Origin of the sequence: Paenibacillus luteus (assembly GCF_006542765.1) — a bacterium.
GTDB lineage: Bacteria > Bacillota > Bacilli > Paenibacillales > Paenibacillaceae > Pristimantibacillus > Pristimantibacillus luteus.
In genome coordinates this window covers 90,158-108,455 of record NZ_SKCD01000013.1, presented here as the reverse complement: position 1 = coordinate 108,455, position 18,298 = coordinate 90,158, and the positions used below count along the sequence as shown (strand labels likewise).

Below are 18,298 nucleotides of genomic sequence, written 5' to 3'. Positions count from 1 at the left end.
CAATATGCATGCTTAATTATGGTCAAGGAATGGCGCTTATACGGCGGCCGTCTGCTTCCGCTTCTGCCACTTCTCGCGGAAGACGGGAAGCAGCGCATGGCCCGACGTAGTCGCCTCCTCCAAGTTCGGATAGCCCGATAAAATAAAGGACGTAATGCCGATTTCCACATACTCAAGCAGCCGGTCGGCCACCTGTGCTGGCGTGCCGACGAAGGCCATTGCTCCGCCGCCCCGCACTTGAGCCAGCCCTGCCCAGAAATTAGGCCCAATCACATAATCATTTGCTTCTGCCAGCTTCTTCAGCTCGTTTTGTCGCTGCTGCCCGGCCGAGAGATTATAGAACACCTGGCCTTCGAGCCCCTGATTGACTTGCGGCTCAATGCGGCTGACAATCAGCCTTGCGGCAGCCCAGGCTTCCTCTTCCGTATCACGGATGACGACCTGCGCGCGCAAGCCATATCGGATGCTGCGGTCTATGCCCTCTGTATCAAGCAGATCCCTTCGGTGACGCTCGACCTCATTGATCTGTTCTTTGATCCAATCCAGCGGCTCCGCCCACATCAGGTAGACATCGGCAATTTCTGCCGCTGTTTTTTTGGCGGCGGCGGAGCTTCCCCCAAAGTAGAATGGAGGATGCGGACGCTGCACCGGGGGCGGATAGCTTACGCCGCCTTCAAGCCGAAAATATTTTCCGTTATGTTCAAGCGGTTCAATATGTTTAAAGGCATCATGCGCAGCGAGCAATTGGTCGCCGCGCTCGGCAGCGGAGTTGATCCAGAGCTGCTTTACGACCTTGATGTATTCAAGCGTCCGCTCATAACGAGCGTCCTTATCAAAGGCCAGCTCGTCTCCCATCGACAGCATATCGGCGGGCGAGCTTCCCGTTACGATATTGATTAACGCGCGGCCGCCGGTCACCTCGTCCAGCGTTGCCCCAATGCGGGCGGCAAGAGCCGGAGCAATCAGCCCGGGTCGCATCGCGACCAGCGGTTTGAATATTTTCGTATGGGCCGCAAGCGTTGCTCCTACGATCCAAGCATCCGAGCAATTGCCGCCGGTCGGAATAAGCGCGAACGTATAACCGGCCTCCTCTACCGCTTGGGCTACCTTGATTTGATAGGCGGTGTCCACGATTCTCTCCGATTTCACGCCGACATACGGCCCGTCTCCTCTGGTTGGCATATACCAGCCAAATTCCGGTTCAATGTCATAATTAATACTCATGCTTAAGTCTCCTCCTTGCGCTCGATGTGGGCAGCTCAGCTATCCGTGATGATCAGCGTATTACCTTAATCTGAAGCCCTGTCCGGTCAGAAAATCATGCAAATGTTCTCTCAGCCGGTTCGCCTTGAACCTACGCAGCATTTCGCGGGACCATTTGCTCTCCTGCTCCCCGCCTTTGCCTCCGCCCTTGCGGGTGGCGTAATAGACACGCGTTGTCTCGTCATAAGCGTTTATTTCCTGCTCCAGGCCATCCTTCTTATAAACCTCTTGGTGATAAATGGCAGCAAGCGGAAGGCGCGGCCGAATATCGGGCTCTTGATCGGGAATGCCGACACACATGCCGAATACCGGATAGACTAGCGGCGGCAGCTCCAGCAAATCGGTAACTCCCTGCGGGTTGTTGCGGATACCGCCGATGTAGACCATCCCGTAACCAAGGGACTCGGCCGCGATGGTCGCATTTTGAGCTGCCAGCGTTGCATCAATGGTCCCAAGAAGAAACAGCTCCACATTTTGCTGCAGCTCTACGTCCTCGTGCAGGTTGGTTGCGATATGAATCTTGTTCAAGTCCGCGCACCATACGAGAAATACCGGGCTTTCCACGATTTGCTGCTGGTTCCCCGCAAGCTCTGCGAACTTACGCTTCCGCTCCGGATCAGTTACCGCGATCACGCTGTAGGCTTGAATGTTGGAGGAGGTCGATGCGGCTTGGCCAGCTAGCAAAATCTGCTCCAGCTCCTGCTGCGGGATCGGTTCCGGCTTGTATTTCCGAATCGAGCGGTGCTTTTTTAACAACTCAATAACGTCATTCATGCGTTCATCCCTCTCATTTTTTACGCAAAAAAGCCGGAGACACAGTTAACTGTCGTCTCCGGTTGTCCGGTAGATTATTAATTCCTATTATTCCAACAAACTTAGTTTGAAAATGTCACCAAAAATTTATCACGTATCATTTTTTTTGTCAATGCTTCTCCTGTTCTACCGCGCCATTTTATCCAGTTCATTCTTTTTTTGAAATAAAAAGTGTTGTATTCCTGATTATTCCTAGTATAATGCTCGGTATAAATTCAGCGCTAACAGGATAGGAGGAGAAACTCTTGGTTGATCTGATTATTATTGGCTCTGGTCCGTACGGCATTTCCCTCGCCGCCCACGCCTCTTCGAGTGGGTTATCGTACGTTTTATTAGGCCAACCTATGCATTTCTGGAGTGAACAAATGCCACAAAATATGTTTATCCGAACGAATCCTAGGTACATCAGCTTCTCAGATAAGAATGACGCATTCACGATCGAGCGCTTCTGCCGCGAGACCGGTACTCCGCAGCGTTCTCCGTTCCCCCGCCCCGATTTTGTCGATTACGCCTTCTGGTTTGCACGGCAAGCGGGGGTGGTGTTTACGCCTCAGCTCGTAGACCAGCTTGATTGCACACCAGAAGGCTTTCGAGTAACGACGAGCGAAGGCAAGCACTACGAAGCCAAGCACGCAATCATCGCTACCGGTTTGCAGCATTACAGCTATATCCCCGAAGTACTGCGCGGACTTCCTCCCAAGCTTCTCTCCCATACGTTCGGCCATACTAATTTCAAGCGTTTTGCAGGCAAGAAAGTGGCCGTCATCGGGAGCGGCCAAAGCGCATGGGAGGCTGCTGGCCTCCTCCATATGGCTGGCAGCGAGACTGAGCTTCTCTTCAGGCGCGATGCGGTTCAGTTTGCCGGCGAGGACAATACGGCATCCGGCCAGCGGCTGCTTGATATCGCCGAGCAGTTCTATTCCCTGCCGCTGGAGCTGAAGCAGGAGAGATGGCATGCGCCGCGCCAAAGCAGTGTCGCCCAGTTTCTGCGCCCCTACGTAGAAGGCAAGCTTCCCATCACCGGCGGAGCAGCCTTGGCAAGTGCCGAGGCGACTGACGAGGGCAAAGCGCTGCTAACGCTGGCAAATCATCAAACCAGACTCGTCGATCATGTCATTTCCGCTACTGGCTACCGAATCCATCTCGATCAGGTTCCCTTTTTGCCGAACAGCTTACTCCAAACCATTCAAAGAGAAGTTGACGGTTTTCAAGGCTTTCCCTTGCTAAATGCTCAATTCGAGAGCAGCATTCCCGGACTATATTTTGTCGGTCCGCTGGCCTCTCATACTCATGGTCCCGCCTTCGGCTTTATTGCCGGCCTGCGCCAAGCCTGCCGATCGATCATTCCTCAGCTCGTTCATCCAACCAATCAGGAGCAAGCGACATCCTAGTCGGCTTGCTCTTTTTTTTCTCCAATGTTCCACTCAAATAAGCTATCGTCAGGAGCTCTCGCCGACAAGTGTTGCTAATCGTCTGCTTCGCATGGATATAAAATTACACAGCACAAAGCAAAGGGGCCGCCTAACCGCTGCACCTTTGCCTGAGCCTGCTTATCTTATTGGTCGCCGAGTGTCGTTCTTAACGTTTCGACGTCTTTGTTAATCGCATCCGTCGCCTTTCGAATCGCCGAATTCACATCCAGCCCGTTGATGGCCAAATCCTCAGCCGCCTCCGTAAGGCGACTCGTAATTTCAAGTTCGTACGGATGGATATAGTGCTCCTGCAGCGGCTCGCCGATAAACACGTTTTGCACCGATTTGCCTTGAAGCACAGGAATGTCGAGACCGTACTCCTTCTCCAGCTCAGGATTAATAACGGCAGGCACCCGTCCGTTCCGGGCCAGGATCGTTTGCCCTTCGTCGGATAAGATTTCGGCAATGACCTGGAACGCCTCATCCTTATGCTTGCTTTGGCTGTTAACGGAGAGGGAATGAATTTGAGCCTCTCTCGTTTTGCCAAGCTGGTCGCTAAAGTTCGGGGCCGGCGCGATGTCCCAGTTAAATTCGACGCCTTGCTGCCTCAGCTCCTCGAGCGGGCCGACCATATTCGCAAGCCACGTCACGCGCATGCCGATGACCTGATCCTTCATAAACTGGTCGCGCCCCCAGTTCCACGTATTGTCCGGCGTCACATAACCTGGAATTTCAAAAATCCGCTTGTTCAGCTCGAAGACGCGCAGCCATTCCTGCGTATCCAGCGCCGCATTGCCGGTCTCGCGATCCACATACGAGAGCCCAAGGCCCTTGGAGAGGCCCGTTAAGTTATCGACCGATAATCCGATATAATGTACGCCGTTCTCGGTACGGGTCAGCTTGGCTGCGATCTCCAGCACCTCATCCCACGTCAGCTGCTTTTCGTCCGGGTACGATACGCCAAATTTATCAAAAATATCTTTGTTATAATAGAGAACATGTTGATTGGCATTGAACGGGATCGCATAAATCTCACCGCCCTTGTCCTTCGTAATGTCCTTGATGTAATCATATAAAATCGGCTTAATCCGGCTTTCGTCAAAATTGTGGCGCTTAATCAGCTCCCGCAAATCCTCATAGGCTCCTGTACGGATGATCCGTTGATGGGAGGAGGAAGAGGAATAAATAATGTCCGGCACATGCGTGGACAGCACCTCCTCATTCGTCGTTGTGGCCGCCGGCGTAATCCGCTCAATGGTCACATTCGGGTATTTTTTCTTAATGGGATCGGCGATTAAAGTGTTGAATTCCACATCGGGGAAGGTACCGCTCGTGCTAAAAAAGGTTAACGTCAGCGGCTCGTCTCCAAGCTTCTTGAAATCCGCCTGCTGCGTTTCTGCTGGTTGATCGGTTGACGTATTTTGCGTGCTGTCTCCGCTCGTATTTGCCGGAGCATTGCTTTTGCCCGCGCATGCCGTCACCATGGTAAGCAAGACTAGTATAATGAGGCCAAAAGTAAATTTCTTCATATTCTGTTTCTCTCCCCTTCGTATGCTGCTGCTTCGATTTATCTAACTTTAATGTCTATCCTATCCAGCTGTTTGATGTGTTAAAATACGGCCTTGCTCTCGTACCGTATATTTTCCGGCCGCTTCAAACCTAGGTTCTCACGCAGCGTTGCTCCCTCATATTCCGTGCGGAACAGCCCGCGGTTTTGCAGCTCCGGAATGACCTGATCGACAAAGGCCGTAAGGCCTCTCGGATAAATTTGGGGCATAACGTTAAAGCCGTCCGCTGCACCGTTCAGAAACCAGGTCTCGATCACATCGGCCAGTTGAAGGGGCGTTCCCGTAAATGTAAAATGCCCTCTAGCTCCCGCCAAACGGTTAATGAGCTGCTTCAGTGTCAAATGCTCATGGCGAACGAGATCGAGTATCAGTTGATGGCGGCTTTTGTTGCCATTCACCTCGTCGGTTTCCCGAATACCCGCAAGGGAAAGCGGCTGATCCAGCGGATAATCAGATAAATCGATGCCAAGGCGCTCAGATAACCGCCGAATTGCTCCGTCTTGGTTCACATACTCGAACAGCTCGTTTTCAATTTCGCGCGCTTGCTCCTCCGTATTGGCAAGAATCGGGCTAATCCCCGGCAAAATTTTCAGTTCAGCGGCTGTTCTGCCATATTTGGGGAGCCTGCCTTTGACATCCGCATAGAAGGCTTGAGCGCTTTCTATGCTCTGATGGGCGGTAAAGATAACCTCAGCCACCTTTGCAGCGAATTCCTTGCCACTCTCCGAGGAGCCCGCTTGCACCAGCACCGGATAGCCTTGCGGGGGACGCGCAATATTGAGCGGGCCTTTCACCGAATAATATTTGCCTTTGTGGTTGATCGTATGGACTTTGTCCTTCAGCACAAGAGTGCCCGTTGCCTTGTCATTAACAACCGCCCCGTCCTCCCAGCTGTCCCAAAGCTGCTTGGCGACCTCGACGAACTCATCCGCCTCTTCGTAACGCAAAGCATGGTCCGGGTGCTCCTCCCTGCCGAAGTTATGGGCAGCCGATCCAGCGCCTGTTACAATGTTCCAGCCCGCCCGGCCTTTGCTGATATGATCGAGAGAAGCAAATTTGCGCGCAACATGAAACGGTTCGTTATAGGTTGTGCCGACCGTCGCGATCAATCCGATATGCTTCGTTCTGCTGGCAAGCGCAGCGAGCTCCGTGAAGGGCTCCAGCTTGTTGGACCGTCCCGAATAGCCATCCGCCAAGAAGACGGAGTCCATTAGGCCGCGTTCTGCCGTCTGTACGATTTGCAGCACGTGCCGGAAATCGAGATTACGGTCCGGCTGGGCCTCCGGCAGCCGCCAAGACGCCTCGTGATGGCCGGTCCCGAACAGAAAGGCATTAAGGTTAAGCCTGCGCTGAGCTTGACTCATTTTCATTCCCCTTTTCTGAAGCATGATATTAATTCCATCGCTTGGCTTTTACTCGATCGTTTGCTTACTATTCAATCGCTTAGCTTCTGCTCGGTCGTTTGCTTACAATTAATCACTTAGCTTATGGTTGGGCGTTTGCTTGATTTCAGTCGTTTGATCACTCGCCAATCGTCGTTTTCAACGTCTCTACATCCTTATTGATCGCATCAGTCGCTTTGCGGATAGCCGAATTGACATCAAGCCCATGGATGGCAAGATCCTCCGCCGCCTCGGTCAAACGTACGGTAATGCTGGATTCGTAGGGATGGATGTAATGCTCTTGGATCGGCTCGCCAATGAATACATTTTGAACCGTTTTACCTTGAAGAACGGGAATTTCAGCGCCGTAGTCCTTCTCCAGCTCCGGATTAATGATCGATGGCACGCGGCCGTTTTTCGCAATAATTCGTTGTCCCTCATCCGATAAAATTTCGGCGATGACCTGAAACGCTTCATCCTGATGCGGGCTTTGGCTGTTGATCGCGATGGAGTGAATCTGTGCTTCCCTCGTATTGCCCAGACGATCGCTGAAGTTCGGAGCCGGCGCGATATCCCAGTTAAACTCCACGCCCTGCTGGCGAAGCTCCTCGAGCGGTCCAACCATATTGGCCAGCCAAGATACTCGAATGGCAATATTCTGATCCTTCATAAAATGGTCCCGTGTCCAGTTCCACGTGCCGTCCGGCGTCACGTAACCTGGTATTTCTAAAATTTTCTTCTGCAGCTCGAACACGCGCAGCCATTCCGGGGTATCGAGCGCTGCCTGGCCAGTCTCGCGGTTAAGGTAAGGAATGCCCAGCGACTTGGATAGGCCTGTTAAATTATCAACGACGAGTCCGATATAATTGACACCGTTCTCAGTTCTTGTCAGCTTCGTTCCGAGCTCGACCGCCTCATCCCATGTCAACTGCTTCTCGGTCGGGTAGGGCACGCCAAATTTATCAAAAATATCCTTGTTATAGTACAGAACATGCTGGTTAATATTGAACGGCAAAGCGAGCACTGCGTCACCCTTGCCCTTCGTTATGTCCTTGATATAGTCATAGCCAATCGGCTTCAGACGGCTTTCGTCAAAATGATGCTTTTGAATCAGCTCTCTTAAATCCTGATATACACCCGTACGAATGACACGTTGCTGCACACTGCCGAAAATGATATCGGGCACATGCGTGGACAAGACCTCTTCTGGCGTCGTGGTTGCAGCCGGTGTAATGCGTTCGATCGTTACGTTCGGATATTTCGCATGAATGGGACCCGCAATCATCGCCTCGAACTCCACATCGGTAAAGGTAGCTCCCGTCGAATAAAACGTCAGCTTCAGCGGCTCATCGCCAAGCTTCTTGAAATCCGCTTTCTCCGGCGAGCTGCTTTCTGTAGCAGACGTTTCGGTTGCGGCGTTCGTGCTCGCTGGAGCGTTATTCCCTCCTCCGCAGGCAGTAACCAGCACAACCATTGCTAATAAAGTAATAAAAGACCCTAACTTCCCCATCCTATATCCTCTCATTTCTGTATTTTAATTTTGCCCTATGCTAGATAGGCTCTAACTAAGTCGAAATTGATAACGAACCCGGTTATCTGCTTTCATTTTCTAGTCTGCTGTTTGAAAGAATGCGAATTAGATGGAGAATAAACTTACGCATTAATGCTGAAAAGATCTAATAGGGGTGACGTTTGGCTAGCCAGACCAGCCCTTGCCGCTCAGTTCGCTCCAAACTGCTTGATTTATCTTCTTTTTTATACCTACTTCTCAGAAAATCAACCTTTGCCGTCCATCTAAAGCCACCTACCCGATTAGAACTACTTTTTAGATCTAGATAAGTTGAACTAACGATTTACGGTTTGGGCGCTGCGTGAACAGATCATCTTTACGATCACGGTTGCAGCCAGATTCTTTAATTTCATATGAGTAGTAAAAGTAATATTAAGACCGCAACAGCGAACACTTCGTTTCTCTACACCGATCTTCTCGCTTCGCTAAAACTTCATCTTTAAGTTTAACTTTCCCCTCTCCACAAACCACCAGTTTGCCGTCCATTTAGAGACACCCAGCTCGATTAGATCCACTTTTAGATCCATTTCTCCCTATTGAGCTATTTCAGATCAATTAGATCTACAATCCAGATTAATTTCACTAGAAACTACCATTTTCCCGCCCTTTTGGAGCCAACTAGCTCAGTTAGATCTACTTTTTAGATCTATTCCATCCAGATCGGCCATTTTTGACGAAATAGATCTATAATTTAGATCTATTTCTCAAAGAACAGCACTTTTGCACCAGTATAGAGCCTGCCAGCTAAAGTTTAAGCATTCTTCGTGCAGGGAGCGCCACTAAGAGCCATAACGGTTAAAAGCTGTTTCTTCCACTCGTCGATTTCAGAAAAAATCAGTCTACAAATTAAATCTTCATCTTCCGTATCACGAATTATCGGTCAATCAAATCATTCATTTAGATCTAACATTTAAATCTATTTCCCCTCACTCGCACATGCCCGACCACTCAAAATTATATATTTAAACCAAAAGTTCAAACTATACAGATTGCTGAAGATGCCGCGTGTTCGCGGGCCTTCTTAGGCCCAGGCTCTCGCGCAAGGTCGCTCCTTCGTACTCGGTGCGGAACAGGCCGCGGTTTTGCAGCTCAGGTATGACCTTGTCTACAAAGATTTCTAGCCCCGTCGGGAAGAGCTGCGGCAAAACATTGAAGCCATCGGCTGCGTGATTCAGGAACCAATTCTCAATAAGGTCCGCCGTTTGCAGCACCGAGCCCGTAAATGTGATGTGGCCGTGGCCGCCATTGCTGCGATAGAGCAGCTGCCGTATCGTAAAGCCTTCCCTGCGCGCCGCATCAAGAATGACCTCCTGCCGGCTGCGGATGCCGTTGAATTCCTCGGCAGGCTTGGCTTTGTCCAGCGGCACCGGGGCGTCCAGCGCATAATCATTGAGATTGACCGTAAACCTCTCGGAAAGGTCATCCAACGCCCGCTTCGTATCCACAAAGGAATGCAACTCTTCTTCCAACTCTCTCGCCTCAGCCTCCGTATCTGCAACGATCGGTGCCAGCCCCGGCAAAATAACAAGCTCGTCAGCGCTTCTGCCGTACTTGGCCAGGCGGGATTTTACGTCGCTGTAAAATTCACGCCCTGCGTCAAACGTTTGCTGCGCGGTAAAAATAACCTCCGCCGTCTTCGCCGCCAGCTCCTTCCCCTGCTCGGAGGAGCCTGCCTGCACGAGCACCGGATAGCCCTGCGGCGGGCGCGGGATGTTGAGTGGTCCCTTCACGGCATAGGTATGACCTTTAAAGTTGATCTCATGCACCTTACTTGCGTCTACTAATTTTCCAGCCTGCTTATCAAAAATAAGTGCGTCATCCTCCCAGCTGTCCCACAGCTGCTTGACGACCTCGACGAATTCCTCACCCGTCTCGTACCGCTCCGCATGCTCGGGATGTTCGTCCCGGCTAAAGTTGTGGGCAGCGGAGCCAGCCCCCGTCACGATGTTCCAGCCAGCCCGGCCTCCGCTAATATGGTCCAATGAAGCGAACTGTCTCGCAACATGGAACGGGTCGTTATATACCGTGCCCACGGTTGCTATCAAACCGATATGCTCCGTGACTGACGCCAGTGCAGATAACAGCGTAAACGGCTCCAGCTTGCTGCCGCCTCCTGCATAGCCGTCCGCCAGAAAGATCGAGTCCAGCTTGCCGCGCTCAGCGATTCTTGCAAGCTGGCCCAAGTAATCAATGTCCAGCTCCAGCTCTGGATGAGCATCCTCATGCCGCCATGCTCCCGCATGATGCCCAGTTGCCCTCAAAAATACATTTAAATGAACCTTACGATTAACCTCGCCCATTATAAGTACACCTCTTTTTTCGAGTGGTTGGAGTCGTTGGTGGAGTGGTTGAAGTCATTGGAAAATCTGGCATTCTCCGGCCTCGCAAGTCCCAGGTTGCCCCGAAGCGTCTGCCCCTCATAGGAGGTGCGGAACAAGCCACGGTTTTGCAGCTCTGGAATGACCTTGTCTACGAAACGCTCCAGGCCGCTCGGATAAATCTGCGGCATAAGGTTAAAGCCGTCGGCAGCCCCGCCGTGGAACCACTTTTCGATTTCATCCGCCAGTTGCAGCGGCGTACCCGTGAAGGTAAAATGCCCCCGCGCGCCAGCTAGCCGGTTAATGAGTTCACGCAGTGTCGGCTTCTCCCGTTCAATCAAATCCAGAATCAGCTGGTGCCGGCTCTTCATGCCGCTGACTTGTTCCGTCAGTAGAGCCCCCTCTGCAGTTACCCGGTCGTCTAAGCTATGATTCGATAAATCGATACCGAGGCGGGAAGACAGCCGCTTAGTCGCCCCCTCATGATCAATTAACTGGAACAACTCCTCCTCAATCTCCTGAGCTTCTGCCTCCGTATCCGCCAGGATCGGACTCAAGCCCGGCAGTACTTTCAGTTGATCCGCCGTGCGCCCGTATTTCGCCAAGCGGGATTTCACATCCCCATAAAATGCTTGCGCCTCCTCGAACGTAAGCTGCGCGGTAAAAATAACCTCGGCCAGCTTAGCGGCAAAATCCTTGCCGGTCTCCGACGAGCCGGCCTGGACAAGCACCGGATGGCCCTGCGGTGGACGCGCAATGTTCAGCGGTCCTTGAACAGCATGGTGCTTGCCCGTAAAGTCGATGGTGTGAACCTTGGCCTGATCGATCAGAATGCCGTTAATTTTGTCATTGCGGACCGCGTCATCCTCCCAGCTGTCCCACAGCTGCTTCACGACTTCCACAAACTCCTCTGCCGATTCATATCGCTCATGATGCTTGGGGTGCTGCACTCTGCTGAACTGTTCTGCCGCGGGACCAGCGCCCGTAACGATATTCCAGCCGGCCCGGCCTTTGCTGATATGGTCCAGCGAAGCAAATTTACGGGCTACATGAAACGGCTCGTTATACGTCGTCTCCACCGTTGCAATCAGTCCGATGTGCCGAGTAGATGCTGCCAGCGCTGACAACAGCGTGAACGGTTCTAAGGAGCCCGAATGTGCCCAATAGCCGTCTGCCAGAAACACAGAATCGAGCAAGCCCTTCTCCGCAATTTGTGTCAGCTTTACATAATGATGAATGTCCACGCCGCGCTCCGGGCTTGTATCCGCATGCCGCCAAGATGCCTCATGATGACCCGATGCCGCCAAAAACGCGTTCAGATTAAGCTTTCGTTCCGATCCTCCCATAACGCTTCTCCCCCTAAAGCCCTATTGGTCTTTCCAATCCAACACCGCCGTCCGCCTGCTTCCCTCTCTAGCAAGGTGAAACGGCTGTAGCCGTCCTTTGGCGGCTCAGCGCGTTTCATTCCGAGAAATGTAGAGAAGATTAGCAAAATGACATATTTTCCTATAGTTCAAAAAAAATAACCAGAGCTGCCCTAAGGCAATCTCCGGCTATCCGGTCGATAATATCCAAGTAAAAAGATGAAATTAGATGGTTTTATATCAGTGGAATGAATTTAACACCTTCTTGAAAATCTGTCAATCTTTTTAATCCCCTTTTAAACCCCTATTCCACCAGTCCGGTCCGCTCCACCCCTTCGATAAACCAGCGCTGGGCAAATAAATAGACGACGAGCAGCGGCATGATAATCAGGAAGGACGCAGCCATTTTGATCGCTTCCGCATAAACCGTTATTTCTCCTGCGCCCTCGGCCAGCTTCATTTCGCCAGCCATTCTGGCAAGCGTAATCGATAGGGGAACGTTCTCTGCTGTAAACATAAACAGCGATGGGAAATAGAAGTCATTCCAGTTCCAGACAAACGAGAACAAGACGACCACTACCGTTGCCGATCTTGAGATCGGGAACATGACGCGGAAAAACATGCGGAACGGTCCCGCTCCGTCCATCCTTGCGGCCTCGTCCAGCTCTTTAGGAAGCGTCGAGTAGAAGGCCCGATAAATAATAACGAACATCGCGCCCTTCAATCCATGCCCGAATAGAGCCGGCACCACCATCGGCAAAAAAGTATTAAGCCAGCCAAACTCCTTAAACAGCATGATCGACGGCAAAATCGTAATTTGCGGCGGCATAATGAAGGTGAACAGAAGCAGCGCGCCCCATACTTTCTTGAATGGGAAATCCAGCCGCGCGAAGGCATAACCTGCAATCGCGCAGGAGAACACCTGCAGCACCGCAACCGAGGAAGCGAGCGAGACGCTGATCAGAAAGCTTTTGCCGTAGTTCAGCATTTCGCTTGCATGCTGGAGATGCCCGAGAAATATCGTTCTCGGCACCCAGATCACGGTGGGGTCCAGTATGTTTTGCGCATCCTTCACCATCGTTGTCACCATGTACAGAATCGGCTTGATATAAATGAAAGCAACGTTAATCAGGATGACATAAACAAACAATTTAAAGAGTAATCCCTTGTCGATTTCAGCGCCTAGAAGCCGATATTTGACGGCATCCAGCCCCCGGCGCAGCTTATCGTCCGAATAAAGCCTTGCAACGGTTTCATTGCCTCTTTTCACTATTTTCACGGTGTTTCACCTCACTTTCCTAGTTATCGTTTTCCTGACAGCGATTTGTCGACCCGGCTGTAAATAAACAGTGTCACGAGCACGAAGGTGAGAATGATCGTAAAATAAATCCATGCGAGCGCACTGGAGCTGCCGTAATTGCTTGTGTTCACGCGGCTCACGATCGGGTTGGAAGGGAACGTAAACAGATCAACCACCGTGTACATTAGATTCAGGAAAATATACGGAACGAGACCCGGAAGCGTAATTTTCCAAAAGGTATTCCACGGCCCTGAGCCGTCAATGCGTGAAGCCTCGTATACCGATGCAGGCAGCGTCTGCCTTCCCGCGAGGAAGATCAAAATCTGGACGCCCGAGTACCATAACACGAGCACAAACGAGCTCATGACCTTCTCGATCGGAGCCGCCCAGGCGCCAGGCACATATTCCTGCAAATAATAATCGATCCGGAGCGTTTCCATAATGCTGAGCGAGCCTTCCCCCTGCGCGATAAACTCCTGCACGATTTGGCCGGAGGAGAAAATGACCGGCAGGAAGAAGATTACCCGGAACAGCGTTCGGCCGGGAAACCGCAAATTAAGCAAAATCGCAACTAAGAGCGAGAAGACAAGAATGATCGGAATCATCATCGCCGACTCCCTCAGAAACGGGAACAGCTCCTCATAGAGCAGGCTTCCGTTCGCAATTAGGATCTCCCGATAATGATTCAAACCGATAAACGTGTAATTCACGCTGCTCACCGTAATTTTAACCTGATGAAAGCTCATATACAGCGAATACCCCAGCGGGAAGGCGACAAATACAAGAAAGCCAAACACCCATGGCGCAATAAACAATGAGCCCTCCAGCTTCCTCAGCGTCGTATTCTCCAGCTTTCGGCTAAATTTCATGGCTTTGTCCCTCCTTTAATGACCGCATAGTCTTTTGCCGGAACGAATACGCCATTCTGGTTATAATCCGTTTCATTATAATTGACGATAATCCGCTTGCCGCTGCTGTACGCCGTTTCTTTCACTTTAGGGGCAAGCGTCCGGTGTTCCGTAATGAACTCGCTCTGCACATCTCCCAGCGCTTCATTCGTTTTCGCATATTCGGCGCTGATCCGGTCGAGCCAATCCTTATAATTCAGGCTGTAATACCATAAGGAATACGATTTTTTCAAATCGTCCGCAGCGTCGCCGCTAAGCACGTAGGCCGGATACGCGCCATATTCGATGCTCCGCAAAAACTCATCCTCGAACTCATCGCGTAAATTTGACCATTCAAGCGTATAGGTTCGCAAACCGTGAAGCACGATCTGGGCGAAAGGAATTTCTTCACTTATAAATACGTCATACGAATAATCGTCCGATAGCCGGTGAACGTGATCAATTTGACCGAGTGCGTAAAAGTTGACGTTATTTGCCGCAAGCGAGCCGAGCGCTTCCTTGCTCTTCTCCAGAATACTGCTCTGAACCGCAACAACATCCGCACGGCTAGCCTTGTAACGGCTGTTGAAATCCGTATTCACCTGCTGGCCGATGCTATCCTCGTAATAGATACCGTCCGCGCCGAGGCTCTTGTAATCCTTCAGATCTCCTGCCACAACCTTCTCGTAAAATTTGGGACTGACAAACATAGCGGCATCCTGATCCTCATTGTTCTGCTCCTCGAGCACCGTTCCCGCCAAATTGCGCAAGCCGTCGCGCCGCCACCAGAAGCGGTCATCCCCGTTCGTATTCAGCGTGTAGTTTGCCGTGAGATACACAGGAATCTCACGCGTGTGGGCAAATGCAATAAAGCTTCTCATCCCGTCGTTCCCGCCAAGCCGCTTATCGACAGGAAAGTAGCCGCCATGCGTACTGTAGCCATCCTGCTGCCAGCCGGAGTAATGAATTTGCATATTGTGAATCCCGAGGCCATAAATCTGGTTCACAAGCTCCTTCGCCTCCGAAGTCGTCGTCGCTTTCAGATACGAATCGGCAAAAAGTCCCTTCTCGATGTCTGCCCCGACAATATCGACATACAGCGGAATATCCTTCTTCGGTTCCGCCAGCGGCTTCACGCCCTGCTCCTGAATTAAATAATTTCGGTATACCTCCGCCATTCCCGCATAATCGCTTTTATCCGGCGCGAGCGGGTAATAACGGGTAGCTCTCGCATCTGCCGCAAATTTCTCGCCGCTATAAGTGTAGAAGCCCTCACCGGTGCTTTTGCTGACGCTTTGGAAAAACCGCTTGCGGTATTGCCATTCCGTCGTCGCCCAGTTTGAGCGGCCTACCGCTCCGGAAGGCGCCGCGTATACGTTCGCGAATGCCTCTCCCTGCGAGATGACGGCAACAAACGCCTGCTCTCCCGACTTGATGCCGTAAACTGGCATGGCAATTCTTTGCCTGCCCGTATTCTCGTTATAATAGGAGAGGTCCTGACCATACACGCTCTCGTTATAAGTGAGCTGCGGCATGATGCGATTTTCCTTGAAATGAATGAGCGAGCCTGACCCGTCGGGCAATAGAATATAACCCTCCTGCCCAACTGACGGCTGGGCGCCAAATAATGGATACAGTTTAATGTTGAGCAGGCTTAAAGCGCCTTCCACGATTTCCGAATCGATAATTTTCGTCTCCACGTAGTCGCCCTGCAGGCTAACCTCAACCGGAATTTTGAACTGCACCTTTGGCAGCACAAATGTCACCTTAAAACCATTTTCGGTCACCTGAAAGTTTTCTAAATAGCCCTGGTTCTCGATCAAGCCCGCTGTGACCGACGAGGATTTATAATTTTTGGCGTTGACATATTCCACCATAACGGGTGATGAGAGATTATTTTTCCAGGTGGCTGGCACGGTCTCGTCCTGCCAGTATTGCGGATCGGGATACGAACGCCAAATGTTCCCTGTCGCTTTGTGAATAACCTGAAAATGACCGGAAGCCTTATTCGCAAGCAGCTTTAACGTATCCGATTCTCCGACAGCCTCAAATCCATTCTCAGCCGGAAGTCCCGCCTGGTAAGGGGCTGCTCCTTTGGCTTCAAACAGCCCCTCTTCAAGGGAGGCAACCTCCGCCTGATGATTCCAAAGGCCTGCAGCTGCAAGCGCCACATAGCCGATGCCTACCAGCAAGGCGGCGATGAACGCCAGCTTCGTTATGAGCTTAAAGTTAGGTTTGCGGGCCGTCATCGGATGATTACCTCCTGATACAAGGAATTAATAAAATTTACTAATTCGATGCTTAAACTGATTAAGATAAAAATAAGGATCACTATAATAGCTAACGCTAGCAGTGACAATACAATAATCAAAATTGCTTCAATAAACGTATAGTTGTGAATGCCCTGTACCATCCAGATCATGAGCAGCACGACCCACAGGACGATAACCAGCTTCAGAAAATGGAAGATAGCCAGCTCATTCAGCGTTAATACATTCGATAACAAAGTTACAGGTATTCCTATGAGAATAATCGGAAATAAGGCGTACGAACTGCTGTAAAATACGTCCCTGAACCTTCCTTCACCCCGAAGCAAGGAGCTGATTAAATAATTGGATACGACCCAGCCGAGCCAGATGCCTATGAATTGAACGGTGATTGGAAGCAAATCAATGCCTATATGTACAGCTGGGTTAAAAATAAAGCTGGTTCCTGCCTGCATATAGCCATAGGATGCTGCTGCCAGAAGGAATAAAATAATGCTGCTGAGAAAACCGGCTTTGTTCTCATAACGAATTGCATAAAAACCATCTACCGGATGTTTGATTAAATAGAACACATGCTTCAGCTGTTCGATCAGCAAGCGTCTCGGACGCGACTTCGCGCGCAGCTTTAAACTCCACTTCAGCTTTTTGGATAGCGCATTCCACAGCAGATAAGCAATTCCCACTGCAATCGCGATGTTCATAAGCAGGCCAAAATGGCTTTGAAACCATTTCAAACGGTTTTGCCAAAAGGAGTCCGAATAACCATTGACGACGCCTGCTTGATAAAACAGCTTTTCCGCTCGCGCATAATCCTCTTTCTTGTAGGCCGCCTTGGCAAGTCCAATCAAGGCTGGCGTATACTGCGCATTCAAGCGATGGACCTCGGTCCACAAAGGCTCGCTTTGCTCATATCTGCCTTCCTGCGTCAATTGATTCGCTTCATGAACTATTTGCCCGAACTCCGATAAGCGCAGTACCTGGATCAGGTTATTTACGCTGTCCAACACGAGCAGCTCGCCCTTTGAGTTACTGGCAATGGCCGCCGGCGTCTTGACGACCCCGGTTTTGGAAGTTGCCGTAATGACATCCCCGCCCCAGAAGAACAGCAAATTACCATTCAAATCATATTGGCTAATAATATTCCACACCGCATCGATGACCGTAATATTGCCAGCGGCGTCCACGGTTATGTCATTTAGCTGTGGACTAATGCCTCGCTGCGAATAATGAAAAAATTCACCGTAGGACTTCACAGGCTGCAGCGCAGCGAACTCTCCTTTGCCCGTTAGCTGATCCAACCCGGCGATGTTGAGCTTCTTAACTTGATCGGTTTGAATCTCCTTTGTAACGGTATAAATAAAGCCATTCTGGTCGATCGTTGAATTCGCAATGGCGCCTGGCAGCTTCCTCAGCTCCCGCTGGTACATTTCGCGTGTATAGACAAACCGTTTAAAGGCGTCGAATAAGGTAAACGGCACTTTGTTCGGTCCGAAGAAGCTGATGAAATCCCCTTCGGGGTCCAGCTGTACCAAGCCTTGATAAGCGCCTAGCGTCGTGACATAAATGAAGCCGCGTTTGTCCAAGATCAGATTTACCGGATCATACTTGAAGCCTGCCGGCAAATAGCTGGACTCGGGTCGACCGAATTCCTTCAACAGCTTGCCGGCAGCATCCAGCCTCACGACCCGGTTGTTGCCCGTATCCGCGACATAAATCTCCCCAGCCCGATCCACGTACAAGCCGCTCGGTTTCTTAAGCGGGCTTTCGCTAACCTTGATTTCCCGGACGAATTTCCCCTTCTCATCCAGATGAACAATCCGGTTATTTCCCGTGTCAGCAATATAAATGTGATCCTTCCCGTCCACAAAAATATCCTTGGGCTGATTTAACTGCAGCTGGGCCGTTTCCTCAGCGCTGGCCTCTTGGCTTGAATTCGCAGCATCCAGCGAACCCGTCGTTCCCGTACCGAGAATGCCGGCTGGAATGTAAGCCGCTTGCGTCTTCACCAGCTGTCCGAAGCCGTCCTTATAATAGGTTTCGTACGGTAACTGCGAGGCTGTCGCCTGCAAGCCGGGCCACGTTATGTAAATCGCCGCTATCAGGACCATGATGGCCGGACGAATCCGCAGCCTCCTGTTCTTCAAACGATTTCCC

12 protein-coding genes are annotated in these 18,298 nt (G+C 51.0%); 1 reads left to right on the top strand and 11 read right to left on the bottom strand.

Going from position 1 to position 18,298, the window contains the following annotated elements:
• Positions 1-36: 36 nt before the first annotated feature.
• Together E0496_RS12505 and nfsA are read right to left on the bottom strand one after the other, a co-directional pair.
• Positions 37-1,224: an LLM class flavin-dependent oxidoreductase gene (locus E0496_RS12505; protein WP_141502028.1), complete on the bottom strand. Its 1,188-nt coding sequence runs from the start codon at positions 1,222-1,224 to the stop codon at positions 37-39.
• A gap of 60 nt (positions 1,225-1,284) precedes the next feature.
• Positions 1,285-2,037 (bottom strand): oxygen-insensitive NADPH nitroreductase, encoded by a 753-nt coding sequence (nfsA, locus tag E0496_RS12500; protein ID WP_141502027.1) that lies wholly within the window; start codon positions 2,035-2,037, stop codon positions 1,285-1,287.
• A gap of 284 nt (positions 2,038-2,321) precedes the next feature.
• On the opposite strand from nfsA, the gene E0496_RS12495 reads away from it, so the two are divergent.
• On the top strand, positions 2,322-3,467 hold the full coding sequence (locus E0496_RS12495) for an NAD(P)-binding domain-containing protein (RefSeq protein ID WP_141502026.1): 1,146 nt from the start codon (positions 2,322-2,324) through the stop codon (positions 3,465-3,467).
• A 164-nt stretch (positions 3,468-3,631) separates the two neighbouring features.
• Here E0496_RS12495 and E0496_RS12490 read toward each other — a convergent pair whose 3' ends face one another.
• From E0496_RS12490 to E0496_RS12450, 9 genes are all read right to left on the bottom strand, one after another.
• On the bottom strand, positions 3,632-5,017 hold the full coding sequence (locus E0496_RS12490) for an ABC transporter substrate-binding protein (RefSeq protein ID WP_141502025.1): 1,386 nt from the start codon (positions 5,015-5,017) through the stop codon (positions 3,632-3,634).
• Between the two features lie 80 nt (positions 5,018-5,097).
• A complete protein-coding gene (locus E0496_RS12485) occupies positions 5,098-6,420 on the bottom strand; it encodes an LLM class flavin-dependent oxidoreductase (RefSeq protein WP_141502024.1) in 1,323 nt (440 codons plus the stop codon).
• Positions 6,421-6,577: 157 nt separating this feature from the next.
• A complete protein-coding gene (locus tag E0496_RS12480; protein WP_161601395.1) occupies positions 6,578-7,948 on the bottom strand; it encodes an ABC transporter substrate-binding protein in 1,371 nt (456 codons plus the stop codon).
• A 1,040-nt stretch (positions 7,949-8,988) separates the two neighbouring features.
• Positions 8,989-10,308, bottom strand: coding sequence for an LLM class flavin-dependent oxidoreductase (locus tag E0496_RS12475; protein ID WP_141502022.1), 1,320 nt, complete (start codon positions 10,306-10,308; stop codon positions 8,989-8,991).
• A complete protein-coding gene (locus E0496_RS12470) occupies positions 10,308-11,672 on the bottom strand; it encodes an LLM class flavin-dependent oxidoreductase (protein WP_141502021.1) in 1,365 nt (454 codons plus the stop codon). The genes E0496_RS12475 and E0496_RS12470 overlap by 1 nt, the downstream gene beginning before the upstream one ends.
• A gap of 322 nt (positions 11,673-11,994) precedes the next feature.
• The gene (locus E0496_RS12465; RefSeq protein ID WP_141502052.1) at positions 11,995-12,960 is read right to left on the bottom strand and encodes a carbohydrate ABC transporter permease; all 966 of its coding nucleotides are present in this window, start codon (positions 12,958-12,960) and stop codon (positions 11,995-11,997) included.
• Positions 12,961-12,992: 32 nt separating this feature from the next.
• Entirely contained in the window at positions 12,993-13,859 is an 867-nt protein-coding gene (locus E0496_RS12460; protein WP_141502020.1) for a carbohydrate ABC transporter permease, read from the bottom strand.
• Positions 13,856-16,126 carry a DUF5696 domain-containing protein gene (locus tag E0496_RS12455; protein ID WP_141502019.1) on the bottom strand — a complete coding sequence of 757 codons (2,271 nt, stop codon included), beginning with the start codon at positions 16,124-16,126 and terminating at the stop codon, positions 13,856-13,858. Before E0496_RS12455 ends, E0496_RS12460 begins: the two co-directional genes overlap by 4 nt.
• A complete protein-coding gene (locus E0496_RS12450; RefSeq protein ID WP_241674753.1) occupies positions 16,123-18,288 on the bottom strand; it encodes a YIP1 family protein in 2,166 nt (721 codons plus the stop codon). Before E0496_RS12450 ends, E0496_RS12455 begins: the two co-directional genes overlap by 4 nt.
• Positions 18,289-18,298: the final 10 nt, after the last annotated feature.

Bases quoted from the DNA above. Each gene is read 5' to 3' on its own strand.
- E0496_RS12505 (WP_141502028.1), bottom strand. From the start codon at position 1,224: ATGAGTATTAATTATGACATTGAACCGGAATTTGGCTGGTATATGCCA.
- nfsA (WP_141502027.1), bottom strand. From the start codon at position 2,037: ATGAATGACGTTATTGAGTTGTTAAAAAAGCACCGCTCGATTCGGAAA.
- E0496_RS12490 (WP_141502025.1), bottom strand. From the start codon at position 5,017: ATGAAGAAATTTACTTTTGGCCTCATTATACTAGTCTTGCTTACCATG.
- E0496_RS12485 (WP_141502024.1), bottom strand. From the start codon at position 6,420: ATGAGTCAAGCTCAGCGCAGGCTTAACCTTAATGCCTTTCTGTTCGGG.
- E0496_RS12480 (WP_161601395.1), bottom strand. From the start codon at position 7,948: ATGGGGAAGTTAGGGTCTTTTATTACTTTATTAGCAATGGTTGTGCTG.
- E0496_RS12475 (WP_141502022.1), bottom strand. From the start codon at position 10,308: ATGGGCGAGGTTAATCGTAAGGTTCATTTAAATGTATTTTTGAGGGCA.
- E0496_RS12470 (WP_141502021.1), bottom strand. From the start codon at position 11,672: ATGGGAGGATCGGAACGAAAGCTTAATCTGAACGCGTTTTTGGCGGCA.
- E0496_RS12460 (WP_141502020.1), bottom strand. From the start codon at position 13,859: ATGAAATTTAGCCGAAAGCTGGAGAATACGACGCTGAGGAAGCTGGAG.
- E0496_RS12455 (WP_141502019.1), bottom strand. From the start codon at position 16,126: ATGACGGCCCGCAAACCTAACTTTAAGCTCATAACGAAGCTGGCGTTC.